Origin of the sequence: Collinsella ihumii (assembly GCF_030385545.1) — a bacterium.
GTDB classification, from domain to species: domain Bacteria; phylum Actinomycetota; class Coriobacteriia; order Coriobacteriales; family Coriobacteriaceae; genus Collinsella; species Collinsella ihumii.
On the sequence record NZ_JAUEIQ010000001.1, the window covers coordinates 128,662 to 146,117 of the forward strand.

12 protein-coding genes are annotated in these 17,456 nt (G+C 66.8%); 6 read left to right on the forward strand and 6 right to left on the reverse strand.

Annotated elements, in window-relative coordinates:
* Positions 1–55: 55 nt before the first annotated feature.
* From QVN30_RS00580 to thpR, 3 genes are all read left to right on the forward strand, one after another.
* Positions 56–985, forward strand: coding sequence for an aldo/keto reductase (locus QVN30_RS00580; protein ID WP_289835028.1), 930 nt, complete (start codon positions 56–58; stop codon positions 983–985).
* A gap of 240 nt (positions 986–1,225) precedes the next feature.
* Entirely contained in the window at positions 1,226–1,540 is a 315-nt protein-coding gene (locus tag QVN30_RS00585; protein WP_158095776.1) for a helix-turn-helix domain-containing protein, read from the forward strand.
* 114 nt (positions 1,541–1,654) lie between these two features.
* Positions 1,655–2,182, forward strand: coding sequence for an RNA 2',3'-cyclic phosphodiesterase (gene thpR / locus QVN30_RS00590; protein WP_204570609.1), 528 nt, complete (start codon positions 1,655–1,657; stop codon positions 2,180–2,182).
* 65 nt (positions 2,183–2,247) lie between these two features.
* Here the strand turns inward: thpR and QVN30_RS00595 are convergent, their stop codons facing one another.
* The 4 genes from QVN30_RS00595 to QVN30_RS00610 all read right to left on the reverse strand — a co-directional run bounded on the left by QVN30_RS00595 (position 2,248) and on the right by QVN30_RS00610 (position 7,626).
* The gene (locus tag QVN30_RS00595) at positions 2,248–4,881 is read right to left on the reverse strand and encodes a DEAD/DEAH box helicase (RefSeq protein ID WP_289835029.1); all 2,634 of its coding nucleotides are present in this window, start codon (positions 4,879–4,881) and stop codon (positions 2,248–2,250) included.
* A 276-nt stretch (positions 4,882–5,157) separates the two neighbouring features.
* Positions 5,158–6,021: a tRNA (guanine(46)-N(7))-methyltransferase TrmB gene (gene trmB, locus QVN30_RS00600; RefSeq protein WP_289835030.1), complete on the reverse strand. Its 864-nt coding sequence runs from the start codon at positions 6,019–6,021 to the stop codon at positions 5,158–5,160.
* 70 nt (positions 6,022–6,091) lie between these two features.
* Entirely contained in the window at positions 6,092–6,859 is a 768-nt protein-coding gene (locus tag QVN30_RS00605; RefSeq protein ID WP_289835031.1) for a GNAT family N-acetyltransferase, read from the reverse strand.
* Positions 6,856–7,626 (reverse strand): class I SAM-dependent methyltransferase, encoded by a 771-nt coding sequence (locus QVN30_RS00610; RefSeq protein WP_289835032.1) that lies wholly within the window; start codon positions 7,624–7,626, stop codon positions 6,856–6,858. The genes QVN30_RS00605 and QVN30_RS00610 overlap by 4 nt, the downstream gene beginning before the upstream one ends.
* A gap of 68 nt (positions 7,627–7,694) precedes the next feature.
* On the opposite strand from QVN30_RS00610, the gene QVN30_RS00615 reads away from it, so the two are divergent.
* Together QVN30_RS00615 and QVN30_RS00620 are read left to right on the forward strand one after the other, a co-directional pair.
* Positions 7,695–9,596 carry an elongator complex protein 3 gene (locus tag QVN30_RS00615; RefSeq protein WP_289835034.1) on the forward strand — a complete coding sequence of 634 codons (1,902 nt, stop codon included), beginning with the start codon at positions 7,695–7,697 and terminating at the stop codon, positions 9,594–9,596.
* The gene (locus QVN30_RS00620) at positions 9,597–10,610 is read left to right on the forward strand and encodes a spermidine synthase (protein ID WP_289835035.1); all 1,014 of its coding nucleotides are present in this window, start codon (positions 9,597–9,599) and stop codon (positions 10,608–10,610) included.
* A 26-nt stretch (positions 10,611–10,636) separates the two neighbouring features.
* Here the strand turns inward: QVN30_RS00620 and QVN30_RS00625 are convergent, their stop codons facing one another.
* Positions 10,637–13,099, reverse strand: a complete 2,463-nt coding sequence (locus QVN30_RS00625; RefSeq protein ID WP_289835036.1) for a DEAD/DEAH box helicase — start codon at positions 13,097–13,099, stop codon at positions 10,637–10,639.
* A 273-nt stretch (positions 13,100–13,372) separates the two neighbouring features.
* Between QVN30_RS00625 and QVN30_RS00630 the strand changes: the two genes are divergently transcribed.
* Entirely contained in the window at positions 13,373–15,727 is a 2,355-nt protein-coding gene (locus QVN30_RS00630; RefSeq protein ID WP_289835038.1) for an S-layer homology domain-containing protein, read from the forward strand.
* A gap of 329 nt (positions 15,728–16,056) precedes the next feature.
* Here QVN30_RS00630 and QVN30_RS00635 read toward each other — a convergent pair whose 3' ends face one another.
* On the reverse strand, positions 16,057–17,439 hold the full coding sequence (locus QVN30_RS00635) for an ATP-binding cassette domain-containing protein (protein ID WP_289835039.1): 1,383 nt from the start codon (positions 17,437–17,439) through the stop codon (positions 16,057–16,059).
* Positions 17,440–17,456 lie beyond the last annotated feature (17 nt).

Sequence of the window (17,456 nt, forward strand, 5' to 3'; positions counted from 1 at the left end):
ATTCTGGTTCGCGCAGGTGCGGCGCACTCGATATATCCAGGTGAGGAGGAATCCCATGTCTGATTTCGTGACGACGCAGCGCCATGTGGTGACCCTGGCGAACGGCGACCGCGTGCCCGCGCTGGGTCAGGGCACATGGTATCTCGGCGACAGCCGCTCGACGCACGACCGCGAGGCCCAGGCGCTGCGCGCCGGCGTCGCCTCCGGCATGACGCTGATCGATACGGCGGAGATGTACGGCAACGGCCGCAGCGAGCGCCTTGTCGGCGACGCGCTCGACGGAGTGGCGGTAGCAGGGGGCCAGCTGCGCGAGGCCGACGGCACGCGCGCCAAGACGCTCGACCGCGACGAGCTGTTCATCGTCTCCAAGGTGCTGCCGTCGAACGCCGGAGAGCCTGACATCTTCGATAGCTGCGACGAGACGCTCGAGAACCTGGGCGTGGACTATCTCGACCTGTACCTGCTCCACTGGCGCGGCATGGTTCCGCTGGCCGAGACGGTGGCCTGCATGGAGGAGCTGATCGCTGAGGGCAAGATCCGCGCGTGGGGCGTCTCCAACTTCGATACCGACGACATGGAGGACCTCTGGCGCGTGCCGGGCGGGCAGAACTGCCAGGTGAACCAGGTGCTCTATCACCCCGGTTCGCGCGGCATCGAGTTCGATCTGCTGCCGTGGATGCGCGATCACGGCGTCGCCCTGATGGCGTATTGCCCGCTCGCGCAGGCGGGCACGCTGCGCGGGCGCCTGTTCCGCTCCCCGGAGCTCGCCGAGGTCGCCCGTCGCCACAACGTCACGGTGCCCCAGGTCATCTTGGCATGGGACATCCGCGGCGGCGATACGATTGCCATTCCGCGCAGCTCGCGGCCCGAGCACACGCTCGAGAACGCGGCGGCCGACGCCATCGAGCTGACCGAGGACGATCTGGCGCTCATCAGCCGCGCGTTCCCGGCGCCTTCCTACAAGGTGCCGCTCGACATGGAGTGATTCGCCGCGCTTCGTGCACGCATGCAGGCACGTTCGATCGCGCCGCACCCGGGCCCGTCTGCCGGTTTTCGCCGACAGGCGGGCCCGTTTTGGGATGCACCGATCGACTCGTTCCGCCCCACGGAGAGGCCCCTTCCCGCACGCTCGCATAGTGAGGCGCCCCGTTGACAGATGTTGTGCTCTGGGAAGCACTTTTAGCCCATACAATGATTTCGGATGGTGCTAGTGCAAGGAGGAGCCATGGCCGAGAATCTGGGACCCGCCCTAATTGATCCGGAGGGCTGCCGTCACAACCTGAGCGTGCGCGAGTATCAGCTCCTTGTGTCGTTTGCCACGCATGCGGGGGTGAGGTTTGCACCGTCCGGCGAGGCCGACGCGGTGATCACCACCGGTCAGGCGGCGGATATCCTGGGCGTCTCGCGGCGCACGGTCACGCGCATGCTCGACCGTGGGGAGCTTCCTGGTATTCGGCTGGGCCTCAACCATCATCGAAGCGTTCGTCTGGCCGACGTCCTCGCCTTCAAGGACCGCGGGGTCGCCAGCAGGGAATCATAGGGGCGTCTCGGACGCAGGGCTTGAGCGCGTCGCCATGTCGCCGCCCGTGCCTGCAGGTACGGGCGGCGTGTTGCATGGGTGCACGTTGCGCGCAGGAGATGGAGGCGGGGGATCATGAGGGTTTTCATAGCGCTTGAGCTGCCCGAACCGTTTGTCGACGACCTCGCCGCCGTGGCGCGCCAGCTTGCTGTCCACGTTGCGGGCCGGTACATGAAGCGCGACACCTACCATGTGACCTTGGCGTTTTTGGGCGAGATCGACGAGGGGACGCTGCGCGCCGCCCTCGATGCGGTCGACGAGGCGTGCGCCGGCGCAGGGCCGATCCCGCTTCGCGCGTCGGGTCTGGGACGGTTCGGCGCGCCGAGCGATGCGACGCTGTGGCTCGGTCTGGATCCGGTGGGCGAGCTCACGAGGCTCGCGGAAGGGGTGCGCGAGCGCTTGGGGTCTCACGGGGTCCCGTTCGACAAGAAGGCATTCCGCCCGCACATCACGCTGGCGCGCCGGGCGAGGATCGCCGGCCGCCCGCTGCCGGCACTTGCGTTCCCGTGCCCTGACGAGGCGTCGCGCGTCACGGTGTTCCGCAGCATATTGGATAGCTCGGGGGCGACGTACAAGCCGCTGTACACCGTCGAGCTCGCATAAGGGCGCCCGCATCCACCATGGCGGATGCGGGCGAAATCTTAGAGGGGATCGGTTGGGGGCTTCCCTTAGCCTTCCAGCAGCTCCTCGATGAAGCCGACGCGGTAGTTTTTGAACACCGCCTCGCCCTCTTCGGCCGTGGCGTCCAGATCGAGGTCGGCCATGATGCCGAAATCGTGATCCCCGTCGCTATCGGAGAATATCTGGTGGACGTGCCAGACGTGTTCGGCCTTCTCGTCGCGCTCATCGATGGCGATGAACGCGGAGGAGCGGGCGTCGGCGTCCAGCAGCAGCTCCTCGTGCGCCTCGAAGAACGCATCGAGGGCGCGCTGCCAGCGCGTCTCGGTCATACCCCAATCGGCATCGAGGGCGCCCAGCTCGTCGACGCTGCCGGAACAGGCCAGCGAGACGCGGCGGATGAGCGCGTTGCGGACCAGAAGCGTCATGCCGCGACGGTCGGAGACGACCGCGTCGGCATCCGTCGGGGGAGCGGCGTCCAGGGCGACCGGGTCGCCCGCCGCCTCCCATTCGTCGACCAGGCTCGAGTCGACGGACCGCACGACGAAGCCCAGCCAGGAGATGATGTCGGTGAGCTGCTCGTTGCGCTTGTCGATGGGGACGGTGCGGTCGAGCGAGCGGAACGCCTCGGCGAGGTAGCGCAGCAGGATGCCTTCCGAGCGCGCGATGCCGAGCTTTTGGATGTAGCCCTTGAAGTCGGCGGCGCTTTCCAGCATGTCGCGCAGGACCGATTTGGGGCTCAGCGCGTAATCGTTCGCCCAGGGCACCTTCTCGCAGTAGCTCGCGAACGCGGCGTCGAGCATGTCCTCGAGGGGCTTGGGGTACGTGATGTCGGCGATCTTCTCGAGACGCTCCTCGTAGTCGATGCCGTCCGCCTTCATCTCGGCCATCGCGTGGGCGCGGGCCGCGCGCTCCTGCGCGCGCAGCACCTGCTTGGGGTCCTCGAGCGTGGCCTCGACCATGGAGATGAGGTCGAAGGTGTAGGTCTCGCTCTCGGGATCGAGAAGCTCGAGCGCGGCGAGCAGGAAGGGGGAGAGGGGCTGGTCGAGGGCGAAGTCGTCGGGCAGGTCGACGGTCAGCGAGTAGTCCAGGCTGCCGTCATCGAGCTCCTCGCGCACCACGACGCCCGAGTCGATGAGGGTGGCGAAGATCTCGTCGGCGCGCGCCGAGAGCGCGAGCTTCTCCTCGGGGGTCTGCAGGGAGCGCTCGATGAGCTCCTCCACATGCGCCCGGGCGTCGCCGCCCTGCTCGACCATGGAGAGCACCATGGAGTGCGTGATGCGCAGGCGCGGCTTGAGCGTCTCGGGGGCCGATTCGATAAGGCGGTTGAAGGTCTGCTCGTTCCAGGTGACGAAGCCCTCGGGCGGTTTCTTCTTCTTGATCTTGCGCAGCTTCTTGGGGTCGCCTCCCGCCTTGGCGACCAGCTTGGCGTTCTCGATGTCGTGTTCGGGGGCCTCGGCGATCACGCAGCCCTCGGTATCGAATCCCGCACGGCCCGCACGGCCGGCGATCTGATGGAATTCGCGGGCGCGCAGGCGGCGCATGCGGTGGCCGTCGAATTTCGTGAGCGCCGTCAGCAGCACGGTGTGGATGGGCACGTTGATGCCGACGCCCAGCGTGTCGGTGCCGCAGATGACCGGAAGCAGGCCCTGCTGGGCGAGCTTCTCCACAAGCAGGCGGTAGCGCGGCAGCATGCCGGCGTGGTGCACGCCCACGCCGTTCGACAGCAGGCGCTTCAAGATCTTGCCGAACGCCGTGGTGAAGCGGGTCCCCTTCGACGCCTCCTTGATGGCTTCGCGCTGCTCCTTGCTGGCGACGCCGAAGTTGGCGAGCGAGCTTGCGGTCGATAGCGCCGCATCCTGCGAGAAGTGCACGATGTACAGCGGGGCCTCCCCGCGCCGAAGCGCGAGCTCCACCGTGCCCTCGAGGGCGGTGTCCACGTACTCGTAGGCGAGCGGCACTGGCCTGGGGGCGTCCGCCACGACATCGACGTCGGCGCCGGTCTGCGTGCGCAGCGCGTCGGCGATGGCGGTGACATCGCCCAGCGTGGCGCTCATGAGCATGAACTGCGCGTGCGGCAGCGTGAGCAGGGGGACCTGCCAGGCCCATCCGCGGTCGGGGTCGGCAAAGTAATGGAATTCATCCATGGCGACGCATCCGACGTCGGAATCCTCACCCTCGCGCAGGGCCTGGTTGGCCAGGATCTCCGCCGTGCAGCAGATGACGGGCGCCGCGGTGTTGATGTGCGTGTCGCCGGTGATCATGCCCACGTTGTCGCGGCCGAGAACCTCGACGAGGTCGAAGAACTTCTCGCTGACCAGCGCCTTGATGGGAGCGGTGTAGTACACGCGCTTGCCCTGCGCCATGCCCATGAACAGCATGCCGAGCGCGACGAGCGACTTGCCCGATCCGGTGGGCGTGCCCAGGATGACGTGGTCGCCGGCGGCGAGGTCCATGAGCGCCTCCTCCTGATGAGGCCACAGCTCGATGCCCTGCTCCTCGGCCCAGCCGAAAAAGCGCTCGAACGCCTCGTCGGGCGTAAGCCATGGTTCGGGCTCGCTGCCGTCCTCGGGCTCCCACCAGCTGGGCGAAAGGGTGCCGAGGGATCCCGCCGCGAGCTCGCCGGTGCCCCCGGCAAATGAACTCGCCGAGGCGGTCGGCGCGGATGTCGTTGCGTCTGTCACGTCGTCTTCTTTCGTGAGGTCCTTGTCTGCGTGTCCACCATTATGTCGCAAGGTCGCATCTGAGGGAAACGCCGAGCAGCCCATTCCTGGGCGGGCGACCCCGGCGCCAACATGACGGGCATTGTTGCGACTTTCTACATAACCGCAGGTAAACGGTTTGTCCAACGGCATGTGCGGCACCGGGCTCTGCGTGAAGGCGGGAATGCATAGGGCCATCGAATCCGTACCATATGGCACAAGCCGAATCTGTGCGTCGCGCTATCGAGGCGATCGGCGCTATCTGGTCGTTTGGGGGATGCGCGACTTGCCTTTGAGCTGGCGGTTCTTGAAGTTCTCGACGGCCGCCTCCATGCCGAGGGGCACGTAGTCGAGGGCGAACAGGTCGTCGGGCAGGTACAGCATGAGGCTTTGCTCCGCGTCGCGCCCCGCTTGGATCTGCGCGGCGTCGGGCTGCGCTCCAGGTGTGGCGCAGATTCCGTAGACGGCAGCGCCCCGCTCGGTGAGCCGCTCCTCGTACTCCGTCTGGGGGAAATCGGGATGCTCGGTGCGCGTGTCCGACGAGATCCAGAGCACGTCGTAGCCCGCGGCGGTGAATTGCAGCTTGGCGTATTCCCACAGCGGCAGGCTGTCGGTCCGCAGCGTGAGCGTGGCGCCGTGCGCGAGCAGGGGCCGATATGCCAGCAGGTGGTCGACATTGACTAGGCGTTTTGCGGCGTGGTGGCGCTTGGGGTGCGGAGTCGGGAAATTCAGGGTGATGGCGTCCAACTCGCCGGGCGAGAAGATCGCGGGGAGCGCCGCGGCGCCGCGCGGCACGATGACTACGTTGCGCAGGTGCTGCTCCACGACGCGCTGGGCGGCGTAGGCGATGCAGACCGGCTCGGCGTCCATGCCGACGTACAGCGTATGGGGGTTCCGCTTGGCGCAGCGCGTGATGAAGGCGCCCTTGCCGCATCCGAGATCGAGATGGACCGCGTCGAACGCATCGAGCCCCACCGGCTCCGAGGACGGGCCGCACGGCCAGCACGCGTGCGCCCATCTGCCCGCGAACGTCTCGGCGTGCTGCTCGATGGCGTCCGCGTAGCGCATCAGGCGCTCGTCGAGGTCGAAGTTCTTGGGGAGGCGGATGTGCGTGAGGCCCATGGTGTCCTTACGGTCGGCAACGGTTGACGACCGTGGATTGTAAACGATTGGACGGGCCGGCCCTCGTGCGTCACGCGCCGGTCACGAGGTATGCATCATATGCATGGTCGGGGCGGTAGCCGAGCTGGCCTGCAAGCGCGAGCGAGGCCGGCGTGTGCGCGTCCCAGTTGGGATAAAGGTCCCGGTCGAGGCAGGCGAGCATGAGGGCGGCGGAGCAGGCACGCGCAAGGCCGTGCCTGCGACGGTCGGGACGGGTGTCGACCTCGATCTCGATGGCGTCCGCGCAGCGCACATACGTCGACGCGCCCGAGACGACGACCCCGCTCTCCAGGGCGATGACGCCGACGCCGAGCTCGGCAAAACGGGGATAGGGGTCGAGCTGGGCCACGAGGTCACGGCTCCAGTCTTGGTCGAGGCATGCGTGCCACAGGGGCTCGTCGATGGCGCGCAGGGCGACGCCGGCGGGCAGGGCGGAGGCGAGCCGGTGCAGGTGCATGCGATCGAATTCGTCTGGATCCTTGGACGTCGCGTAGCGCGTGTGCGGTTCCGCGCGCCGTCCGGGCATCCGCTCGATGAGCCGGCTCCATGCGGCATCCTGGGGAACGACGATCGAGAGGCCGGACGTGCTGCGCGAGCACGCGGCTTCGAGAAGTGCGGGGTCGGGCTCTCCTCCTGTGAAGACGAAGTCTCCGACCATGGCGACAGCGGATGTGGGGCGGTCGGCATCGTTGGCCATGATGGCGCCCATGGTGCCCTCGAGGCATGCCCGCACGCTCACGTCATCGCGCCCGGAAAACAGCGACGCGGCGCGCACGGGATCGGAAAGCACGGCGTTCACGAGCCCCCCTTTCTGCAGACGAGGTAGCGGTTGAGCGCATGGGTGCGGCCGTCTGCCGAGAAGCGGGCGCACTCGTGCATGCCGTGCTTCGCCAGGTGACCGGCGAGCGCGTCGATCTCCGTCTCGTCGAAATGATGGCAGTAGCGTCGCGCCTGCGCATCGTCTTGCCAGCCGAGGAAATGGTCGCCCGCCTCGAGCTCGTCGGTGGGCCACCCGGCGCGGCGCGCCCCTTCGTCGGCGACGCGCACCTTGGCCGATAGCCTCGCATCGTCCATGAACTGCCAAAACGAAAGCACGAGCAGGCCCGAGGGGGATACGCGCGCGGCGAGGGAATCGAGAAGGGCGCGGCGCAGCGAGCCGCCGGGGACGTGGTGCATGAAGCCGAACGAGACGACCAGGTCGCATGTGGGGATGTCGCCGAGGGGGTCCGTGCCATCGAGCAGGCCGCCGAGGATGTCGCGCTCGACGAAGCGCACGCTTCCGTCGCTGGGAAGGTCCGCGGCGAGCTGGGGCGCGTTGTCGACTGCGACGCAGCGCCAGGCCTGCTGCGGTGCTCGAGAGAACAGGAAGCGCGGGAACCGGAGGTTGCCGCACGCGACGTCGAGCACCGTGCGCTGCTCGGCGCATGCGAAGGTGTCCTGGACGATTTCGGCAACGCGCTGCCAGCCGTCCCACGGCGCGGATCTCGTTGCCGAGAACGACGCGGCGTGGTCGCGGTAAAACGCGCTGTTGCAGGCGATGAGCCGTCGCGCGAGCTGTACATCCATGGAGGCGCCCCCAGACCATATGCAGATGGATCCGCTGCTTCCCGAAGCGTCATTGTACAATGCGGGGCATGGAAGACATCATTGTGAACATACTCGCTATGCTGCGTCGCGGCGAGGTGGTGGATGACGACGCGCTCGTCAAGCTCGTGCACGCGCAGGCCAAGCGGACGGGCGGTGACAAGCGCGCGTTCGCCAAGCGCCGCCTGCTGCCGTTCTATCAGAGGGTCAAGCGCGAGGAGCCTGAACGCTGGGAGGCGTGGGGAGTCACGCCCGAGCTCGAGGAGGGGCTGCTTCGGGTCTTGCGTATGAAGCCGCGCCGCTCCGCATCGGGGGTGGCCACCATCACGGTCATCACGAAGCCCTGGCCCTGTTCGAGCGACTGCCGGTATTGCCCCAACGACGTGCGCATGCCCAAAAGCTATCTGCACGACGAGCCCGCCTGCGCGCGGGCGGAGCAGAACTGCTTCGACCCCTATCTGCAGGTCTCGACGCGTCTGACGGCGCTCACGCAGATGGGACATGCGACCGACAAGATCGAGCTCATCATTCTGGGCGGCACATGGAGCGACTACCCGCGTCCGTATCAGATCTGGTTCGTGAAAGAGCTGTTCCGTGCGCTGAACGACGGAGCCGTGTCGGGTGTGGCGGCAAACCCCATGCTCGCGGAGCCGGGGCAGGATAAGGGGGCCGTGCTGGCGAGCACGACGCACGTGCCGGCGGAGGTCGCTCGGCGGCGCGCGTGGTACCGCGCGTGCGGCATCGCGTCGGATCCACAGGAGCTCGCCGCGTTCGCGGGTGAGGCCCAGCACGCGGTGGATGCGGGCGAGACCGGCTACAACCAGGCCGTGCGCGCCCTGTTCGGCTCGAGCAAAGCGTGGTCGCGTGCGGCCGCGGGGCAGACGGCGACGATGGAGGAGCTTGCCCGCGAGCAGCGCGCCAACGAGACCGCGCGCCACCGCGTGGTCGGCCTGGTCGTGGAGACGCGCCCGGACGCCATCACCCCCGAGGCGCTGACGCTCATCCGGAGGCTGGGCGCCACCAAGATCCAGATGGGCGTGCAGAGCACCGACCAGCGCATCCTCGACCTCAACGAGCGGCACATCACGGTCGGGCGCATCGGCGAGGCGTTCGACCTGCTGAGGGCGTTCGGCTTCAAGATCCACGCGCATGCGATGGTGAACCTGCTCGGCTCCACGCCCGAGTCGGACCGGCGCGACTACGAGCGCCTCATGACCGATTCGGCGTTCCAGCCCGATGAGATCAAGCTCTACCCGTGCGCCCTCATCGAGGGGGCGCGCCTGTGCCGCGATTTCGATTCCGGGGCATGGGCGCCGTACGCAGAGGACGAGCTGCTCGGCATCCTGGTCGACGACGTGCTCGCCACGCCGGCGTTCTGCCGCATATCGCGCATGATCCGAGATTTCTCGACCAACGACATCAAGGCGGGCAACAAGAAGCCGAACCTGCGCCAGCTGGTCGAGGCCCGCCTTGCCGCGTCGGGCGCGGCGGAAGACGGCCGCGCTGCCGTGCGCGAGATCCGCTATCGCGAGGTCGGCACCGCGGACATCGATCCGGACGACCTGCGTATGGAGACGGTTGCCTATAAGACGACGAACACGCGCGAGCGCTTCTTGCAATGGGTGACCGTCGACGGGCGCATCGCCGGCTTCCTGCGCCTTTCGCTGCCCGACTCCGCGTACGTGCGGGAACATGCCGGCGAGCTGCCCATCGCTGCGGAGGAGGCCATGATTCGCGAGGTGCACGTGTACGGCATGGCGACGCGCGTGGGCGAGGAGGGCCATGCCGCCCAGCACCTGGGGCTCGGCCGCCGGCTTGTCGAGCGCGCATGTGCTCTGGCACAGGATGCGGGCTATCGCCGCATCAACGTGATCAGCGCGGTGGGGACGCGGGAATACTATAGGCATCTTGGTTTCACCGATTGCGGACTCTATCAGCAAAAGGAGCTGTAAATGGACGAGCGATGGACGCCGCGGCCCACGGCCGAGCACAATATGTCGGGCGCCTCGTGCCCGCGACCTGCGCGCGGAGGCATGCCGGAAGAGGCCGTCGACGTCGTCGTGATCCTGGCGATCGCCATCGCGTGCACCATCGGCGGTGCCTCCGGCGGCGCGGCCGGTCTCGCCATGGCGATCCTGTTCGCTCTGGCATCGGTGATCGCCATCGTCTACCTGCGGTTCGATCCGCACATCACCCATACCGCGAACGGTTTCGCCCTGATTCGCACCCGCCGCATGCGCGACGGGTCGCTCGCCCGCGTCTTTCGCCAGGGCGGGGTGTACCAGTCGGCGACCTATCTCGATGGGCGCAGGTTCGAGCCCGTATTCGCCTACCAGCGCGCGTTCGATATCGTCTTCGACCTCGAGGGGCAGAAGTTCGAGCGCACCGGCCGCGGCGTCGTCGACGTGCTCGCGCTCGGAGGGGGCGGCTACGCATGGCCCAAGCACGCGCTCATGAGCCATGACAATCTGCATATGGACGTGGTCGAGATCGACGAGGCGGTGACGCGGGCGGCGCGCCGCTGGTTTTTCGTCGACGAGCTCGAGGTGCGGGCGGGCGACCGCCTGCATATCATCACGGCCGACGGGCGCGCCTATCTTGAGGGCGAGCGGGATGCCGGGCGTTACGACGCGATCGTGAACGACACCTTCTCCGGTCATGAGCCGGTGCTCGCCTTGGCGACGGTCGAGGCCGCGCGCGCCGTGCGGAGCCTGCTTGCGCCCGGCGGACTGTACGTCGCCAACGTCGTCTCCCATGAAGGCGGGACCGAGCTGACGTTTTTGCGCGACACGGCGGCGACGCTCAGACAGGTGTTTGCGCGCGTCTGGATCGTTCCCGCGACCGACGAGCAGTTCGACGGGGAGGACAACTACCTGGTCATCGCATCAGATGAGCCGTATGCGGTCGTCGGGTCGATTCCGTTCGACGAGGAGTTCCTCGGCACGCCGATGACCGACGCCGCCTAGCCCATTCCAAAAAGCACCGGCTCCCCCTAAAGCACGGCGCGGCCCCAGCGATCGCGCCATTCGAGGACGCGTGCGCGCATGCCGGAGATATCCAGCACGCCCTCGGCGAACCCCTTGCGCACGAGCTCTGCGGGCAGCAGCTCGTCATACTTGTCGAAGTAGGGCACCTCTCCGGGGTACACGAGCTCGATGGGGTCGAAATCTGCCTCGGCCTCGGCGGCGACCACCTGGTAGAATGTGTCTTCATCCGCCATCATGCGGAATTGCATGAAGTAGGGGCGGGACGGATCGAGGCCCTTTAGGCCGAGCTCGCCGGCGCATTTGATCTTGAGCAGGCGCTCGAGCGCCAAAAACGCGTAGCTGCCCAGCCAGGGAAGTAGCGCCCACGTGTCGCCGCCCAGATTGATGAGCGGTCGCTCGGTCAGGTGCGCGTTGGCGGCGACATGGCGAGCCTGGAGCAGGCGAGCGCGCGCATTCACCATAAGGTAAGGGTAGTCGCAGCGCTCGGTTAGCACTTGGCGCATGCGCTCGAGCACGCGGGTGTCGATGTCGCCCGGGCAATCGCCGAAATACGCGGGCACGCGTCCTTTGACCTGCGTGCAGTACACAAGGTGGCGCTTCCAGTCGACTTCCTCGACGATCCAGCAGTGTCCGGCGATGGCGATGCGCTCGCCTGCAGGTGGCGGATTCACGATGGTTCCGAGCTCGGCAGATTCGGAGCGCACCGTGAACTCCTCGTTTTCCTGGAACACGGCGTAGAACTTGAACGAGTTGGTGACGCGTTCCCCGGCGATGCCCACGATGAGCCCGCCCGCCTCGGTCTGTTCGACGTGATCGATCTCGATGAGATGGCGCAGCAGCACGCGCAGGTCGTCGGCGCTCACGCGATGGAAGTACGACAGGGTGAGCACGCGTCCGGCGAGCTCTGCCGGCGTGAGCTCGCCGCAGCTTGCGAGTGTGGCCATGACCTGGTGATAGAGCAGGCTGTAGGGGAGGCGGTCGAGCCGCGGGGGCTCCACCCACTTGTCCTCTCGATAGAGCTGGACGAGTGAGATGCCCTGCAGGAGCTTCCAGGGGATGGTCTCGGGCAGCATGGCGCGCGGCTCGGGCTGCTCCTCGCGCATGACGAAGTGCATCTCGGGTGGGAGGTCGCGCCGGCCGGTGCGGCCCATGCGCTGCAAGAACGACGACACGGTGAACGGGGCGTCGATCTGGAAGGCGCGCTCGAGCCGTCCGATATCGATGCCGAGCTCGAGCGTGGCGGTGGTCACCGTGGTGAGCGCCTGCTCCTCGTCGCGCATGAGCTCTTCGGCGGTCTCGCGGTAGGATGCGGACAGGTTGCCATGGTGGATGAGGAACCGGTCGGGTTCGCGGTTCGCCTCGCAGTACTGTCGCAGCACCGTGCAGACGGCCTCGGCCTCTTCGCGGGAGTTGACGAACACGAGGCATTTTCGGCCCCGCGTGTGCTCGAAGATGTAGCCGAGTCCCGGGTCCGCATCGCGCGGAGCGGTGTCGGTCGCGGTCATGAGCTCGGTTTCCACCACGGGAGGGATGCTGACCTCGGGCTCGTCGGCAGGCGTTGGGTCCTCCGAGGAGCCCGACGCCCGGTGTCCGGCCTTTGCGAGCGCCAGCGCGCGGTCGCCAGGGGTGCTGTCGGCGCGCTCCAAAAGCTCGTCGAGCGTGGGCGCCGCGGGCCCGATGCGCTCGCAGCTCACCACTTCGGCCTCGACGGTGCCCGCGGTGACCGTGGTGCCGGTCGCCTGCGCGGCGCGCTCTGTCGCCTGGGGGCCGGTGATGTAGAAATGCTCCATGGAAAGGCGCCACGTGCGCCGGGGCTCCTCGAAACGCGGGATGATGCATCCACGCCCGGTTCCCGCAGACAAAAACTCGCCGGTTCGCTCCGGGTCGCCGATGGTCGCCGACAGCCCGATACGGCGGGGGTTCACGCCGGCCATGCGGGATAGGCGCTCGATCAGGCAGAGCGTCTGTCCGCCGCGATCGCCGCGCAGAAGCGAGTGGACCTCGTCGATCACCACGAAGCGCAGGTCGCCGAAGAGCCTCCCGATCGCCGAATGCTTGTGGAGCAGAAGCGCCTCGAGGGATTCCGGTGTGATCTGCAGGATTCCGGATGGCTGCTTGAGCAGCTTGCGCTTATGGGACGAGGCGACATCGCCGTGCCAATGCCAGACGGGGATGTCCGCTTCCTCGCAGAGGCCGTTGAGCCGGTAAAACTGGTCGTTGATGAGGGCTTTGAGCGGTCCGATGTAGAGCGCGCCCACCGAGGCGGGCGGATTCTCCCAAAACAGCGTGAGGATGGGGAAGAACGCCGCCTCCGTCTTTCCCGAGGCGGTCTGAGCGGTGAGCAGCACGTTCTCGTCGGTGTTGAAGATGGCGTCCGCTGCCGCCACCTGGATGGATCGCAGGTTCTCCCAGCCGTGCCCGTAGATGAAGTCCTGCACGAACGGCGCGTAGCGGTCAAAGACGTTCACGAATCCATCCTCCTCACATCCTCGGGGCGCTTGTCATCGCCCAGCATGCCCGCGCCCTGCCTCGCCGTCCATATCCCTTTGCCCGCGATCTGTCACGAGGATACGGGGCGGTGGAGGGCGTTGCCCTTTCGGCGGCATCATTGTATCATAGAATCAGAACATATGTTCGCATGTTCTCGCCTAAGTTGCGCAACAGGTTCGGCTGCTTCTCTGTCAGCATACAATACAAGGGGAACCACCTGCGTCAGCGAGGCGAATGGAGGAGTGATGGGTATGCTCAAACCTTTGCATCGAGGTGCGCTGCATCGTCTGGCGGCAACATGCCTGGTGCTCGTAGTGCTGTTCGGCTTGAGCCCGATGACGGTTCGCTCGGCATGGGCGGACCAGCCGTATCAGTCGAGCAACGCCGGGGACCAGGACTACAGCCGGTGGGCATCGCCGGTATCAAGCCATCTGGTCGAGACGTCGGCGGGCGATCTCATGCGCGTCGAATACGACGAGGGCGCCGATGTGCTGCGTATCGAGGAGTATGCAGACGACGGCACGCTGTTGTCCGCGCGCACCATGGGCGCGCTCGAGCTCGCTCCCGAGGGCGTGACGGCGGCGCAGGACGTGCTGTGGGGCGGCTTCTTCGCCGGATCGCAGAACTATTTCGTGGTGACGGGTCAGGCGAATCCCACCGAGAGCGATGATGTGCACGTGATGCGCGTCTCCAAGTTCGACCATGCGTGGAACTACATCAGCGCTGTCGACCTGTCCGGCATCAACACGCGCGTTCCGTTAGACGCCGGCTCGCTGCGCATGCTGGAGACCGACGGCGAGCTCTACATCCGCACGGCCCACACCATGTATGCCTCGGATGACGGGCTGAACCATCAGTCGAACATGACGTTTATCATCGACGAAGCCACCATGCAGCCCGTCGACGGCTTCTGGGATGTTATGAATATCGGCAACGCGTTCGGATACGTGAGCCATTCGTTCAACCAGTTCGTGACCGAGCTGAACGGCACCGTGTACGCACTCGATCACGGCGACGCCTATCCGCGCGCCGTCGTGATCAAGCGGCTGGGGGCCACCGGCTCGAGCTCGTATACCGAGGTGCTCGACATCTACGGCGAGATCGGAGACAACAGCACCGGGGCTACCGTCGGCGGATTTGCCGCTTCCGAAACGAGGGGGACGTTGCTCGCGGTGGGCACGAGCGCGCCTCAGGACGGCAGTGTCCGCCCGGGTGCGGGCTCGCGCAACGTTTGGCTGAGCGTGACGCCCTCCGATCTCGGAACCTCGACCTTCACATGGCTGACCTCGTTCGCGGCGGATAGCACCGAGGAGGCGCTCAACCCGGTTCTCGCCAAGGTGAACGACGATCTGTTCATGGTCGCGTGGAACACCTCTGCGGGCCAGCTCAACTACCTGTTCGTAGACGGTACGGGCGCGCGTCTGGGCGATATCGCGACCGCCGAGGGCAGCGTATCGGACTGCCAGCCGATCGTTCACGATGGCACACTCGTGTGGTATGCCACCGGTTCGGGCTACAGTTCGACGGCGCCCGTGTTCTATCGCATCGACACGGCAACGCGCGAGCTCACGACGGTGGACACCACGCCGGGCCTGAGCGTGGGCGGCATCGAGCCCTCCTACACGTATACGGGCTCCGCGATCGAGCCCAAGCCCGTGGTGACGCGCGGGGATGCGACGCTTGCCGAGGGTGCGGACTACACGCTTTCCTACGAGAACAACGTGCACGTCGGACGCGCGACCCTGAAGGTCACGCCCTCCGACGGAAGCGAGGCGGCCGTCGTGCACTTCACCGTCATGCCGGCAAGTCTTGAGGATGCGCGGATCTCCGTTCCCGAGGCGTATTACACGGGGCGTCCCTTGGAGCCCGCGCCGTCGGTGTCGTTCAACGGCATGGCGCTGGTGGAGGACCGCGACTTCGTCATCGTGTCCTATGACGACAACGTCGAGATCGGGGAGGGCAGCGTGCGCCTGCGCGGGACCGGTGACTTTACGGACACCGTCGACGTGGCGTTCACCATCGCCGAGGAGCCGAGCGACTACGGCTTCCCCGATGTTACGCCGGGTGACTGGTACGCGACCCGAGACGTGCTGGGATACGCGCTGAGCCATCGTCTCATGAACGGCTACGACAACGGCCTGTTCGGGCCCTACGACTTCATCACGCGCGGACAGGTGGCCTGCATCCTGTACAACATGGCCGGTCAGCCCGCGGCGACATCGCCCGATTTCGCGGACGTCGACTACAGCGAGTACTACGGAGGTGCGATTCGCTGGGCGCGTGCGCACGGCGTGGTCAACGGGTACGGAGACAATACCTTCGCGCCCGAGCGGATCGTGTCCCGTCAGGAGCTGTGCGCGATGCTCGCGAACTACGCCGAGAAGATCGGCGGCATGACCATCGAGTCGGATTGCACGGCGCTCGACGCCATTAGCGGAGCCGACCAGGTTGCCGGATGGGCGCGCACCGTGGTCGGCTGGGCGGTCGACCACGCCATCATCAGCGGCGAGGTCGTCGACGGGGTGGCCCAGGTGAACCCCGAGGGCGGCGCGTGGCGCGCATCGGCGGCCAAGATGGTGAGCGTGCTGCACCGCGACGTCCTGTAGGCCACGCAGAGCGGACGCGCGCAATGAAAAGGGCGCCCAAGGGGGCGCCCTTCGTTTTGATGCCCAGTTGCGGCATCTGCCGGGTTCTTCGCATGCACGGCAGCGGAAGCGTCCGTTCGCATTCCTCAGCGGAGGTTCCGGTGTCAGAAATTGCTGAAAAATCGACGTTGTGAACGGATGGCTTCAGGACACCCGGAAAAGCGCACGTGCCGCACGGGCGTTACCTGCGGAAACGTCGGCGCTCCACGTGCCGTTTTGGGCGGGTTCGGAATCAAGCCATCCACAACGTCGATTTTTCAGCAAAACTGCGGCTCGGAACCGCCACGCTCCTATGAGATGGCAAGAATCTTGCCGCCGAGAGCCAGGGCGTCCTGCTTGTCATGGGTGCTGATGATGAGGGGTCGCCCGTCGAGATGGCGCGTGACGAATGCGAGCGCCTCCTGATGCGTCTTGCCGTCCAGACCCGTAAACGGTTCGTCGAGGAGCACGACGTCGGCGTCGGCGGCCAGCGCGCGCACGAGCTCGACGCGGCGGCGTTGGCCTCCCGAAAGCTCCCGGACGGGTGATCCAAGAGCGTCTTGGGGCAAAAGCTCGGCGAGCATGGCGCGTGCGTTGCGCTCGCGCGGCGCGAACAGGCGAACGTTCTCCTCGGGCGTCAAATCGTCCACCAGGCGCGTTTCCTGGAACACGGCGGCAAAGCGGGTCTCATCCGGTATGGACAGGTTCCCCGAGACGGGAGAAAGCAGCCCCGTGATGGTGGAGAGCATGGTGGTCTTGCCGGCGCCCGAAGATCCCATCAGGCAGAGGATCTCCCCCGGAGCGACCTCAAAATCAACGGCTCTGCATGCGGCCGTGCCGGCGTGGCCGGCGCGCAGCTGCCGCGCGACGATGGTAGCGCCTGTCGGCGTCGCTGCCGTGCGCCCGTTCTGATGCAGGGCCGCCCAGCGCCCGGCGGCGGGCCAGCATGCGTTGAGCGCCGAGAGCACCGCGCGCTCGAACACCCAGGCGACCAGCACGACCACGATGGTCCAGGCAAACAGGTCTGCCGTCTCGAGCAGCAGTTTCGCCTGGTAGATGCGCTCGCCGATCGATCCGTCCGGCACGCCGATCAGCTCGGCCGCCACGCCGGCCTTCCAGCTCATGGGCAGCACGGTGGCGCTCGCCGCAACCAGATAGGGCATGACCCCGGGCACGACGTGCGCCAGCAGGCGCGTGCGCGCGTCGGCGCGATAGAGGCAGAACAGCTCCTCCATCTGCGGATCGAGCTCGTCGAGCCCTTTCAGCACGGGGAAGTAGATGCCGGGCAGCGCCATGAGGAACACGGCGATGGCGCTCACGTTGCGCGAGCCGAACCAGATGAGCAGCACGACGACCACGCAGGCGACGGGCGTGCTCTTGATGGCGGAGAGCGCGGGCGCGGCAAGCGTGCGCACGAGGGCCCACCGGTGCGCCGCGGCGGCAAGCGCGATGGCGAGGGCGTAGGCGACTGCGGTGCCTGCGGCGATCCGCAAGAACGAAAACGCGATCTGCCCCCAGAACGCCGCGGTGGGCACGAGGCGCGCGAGCGCGCGCAGGGCATCGAGCGGGCCTGCCAAGATGAACTCGCTTGCGACCGCCATGCTCGCAAGCTGCCACACGACGATCCAGAAGAGCACGGCGAGCATGCCGGAGAGCCTTCGGGGCAAGGTGTTCTGCGTGGTCGTGCGGCTCAAGGGTCGATGCCTCCAAA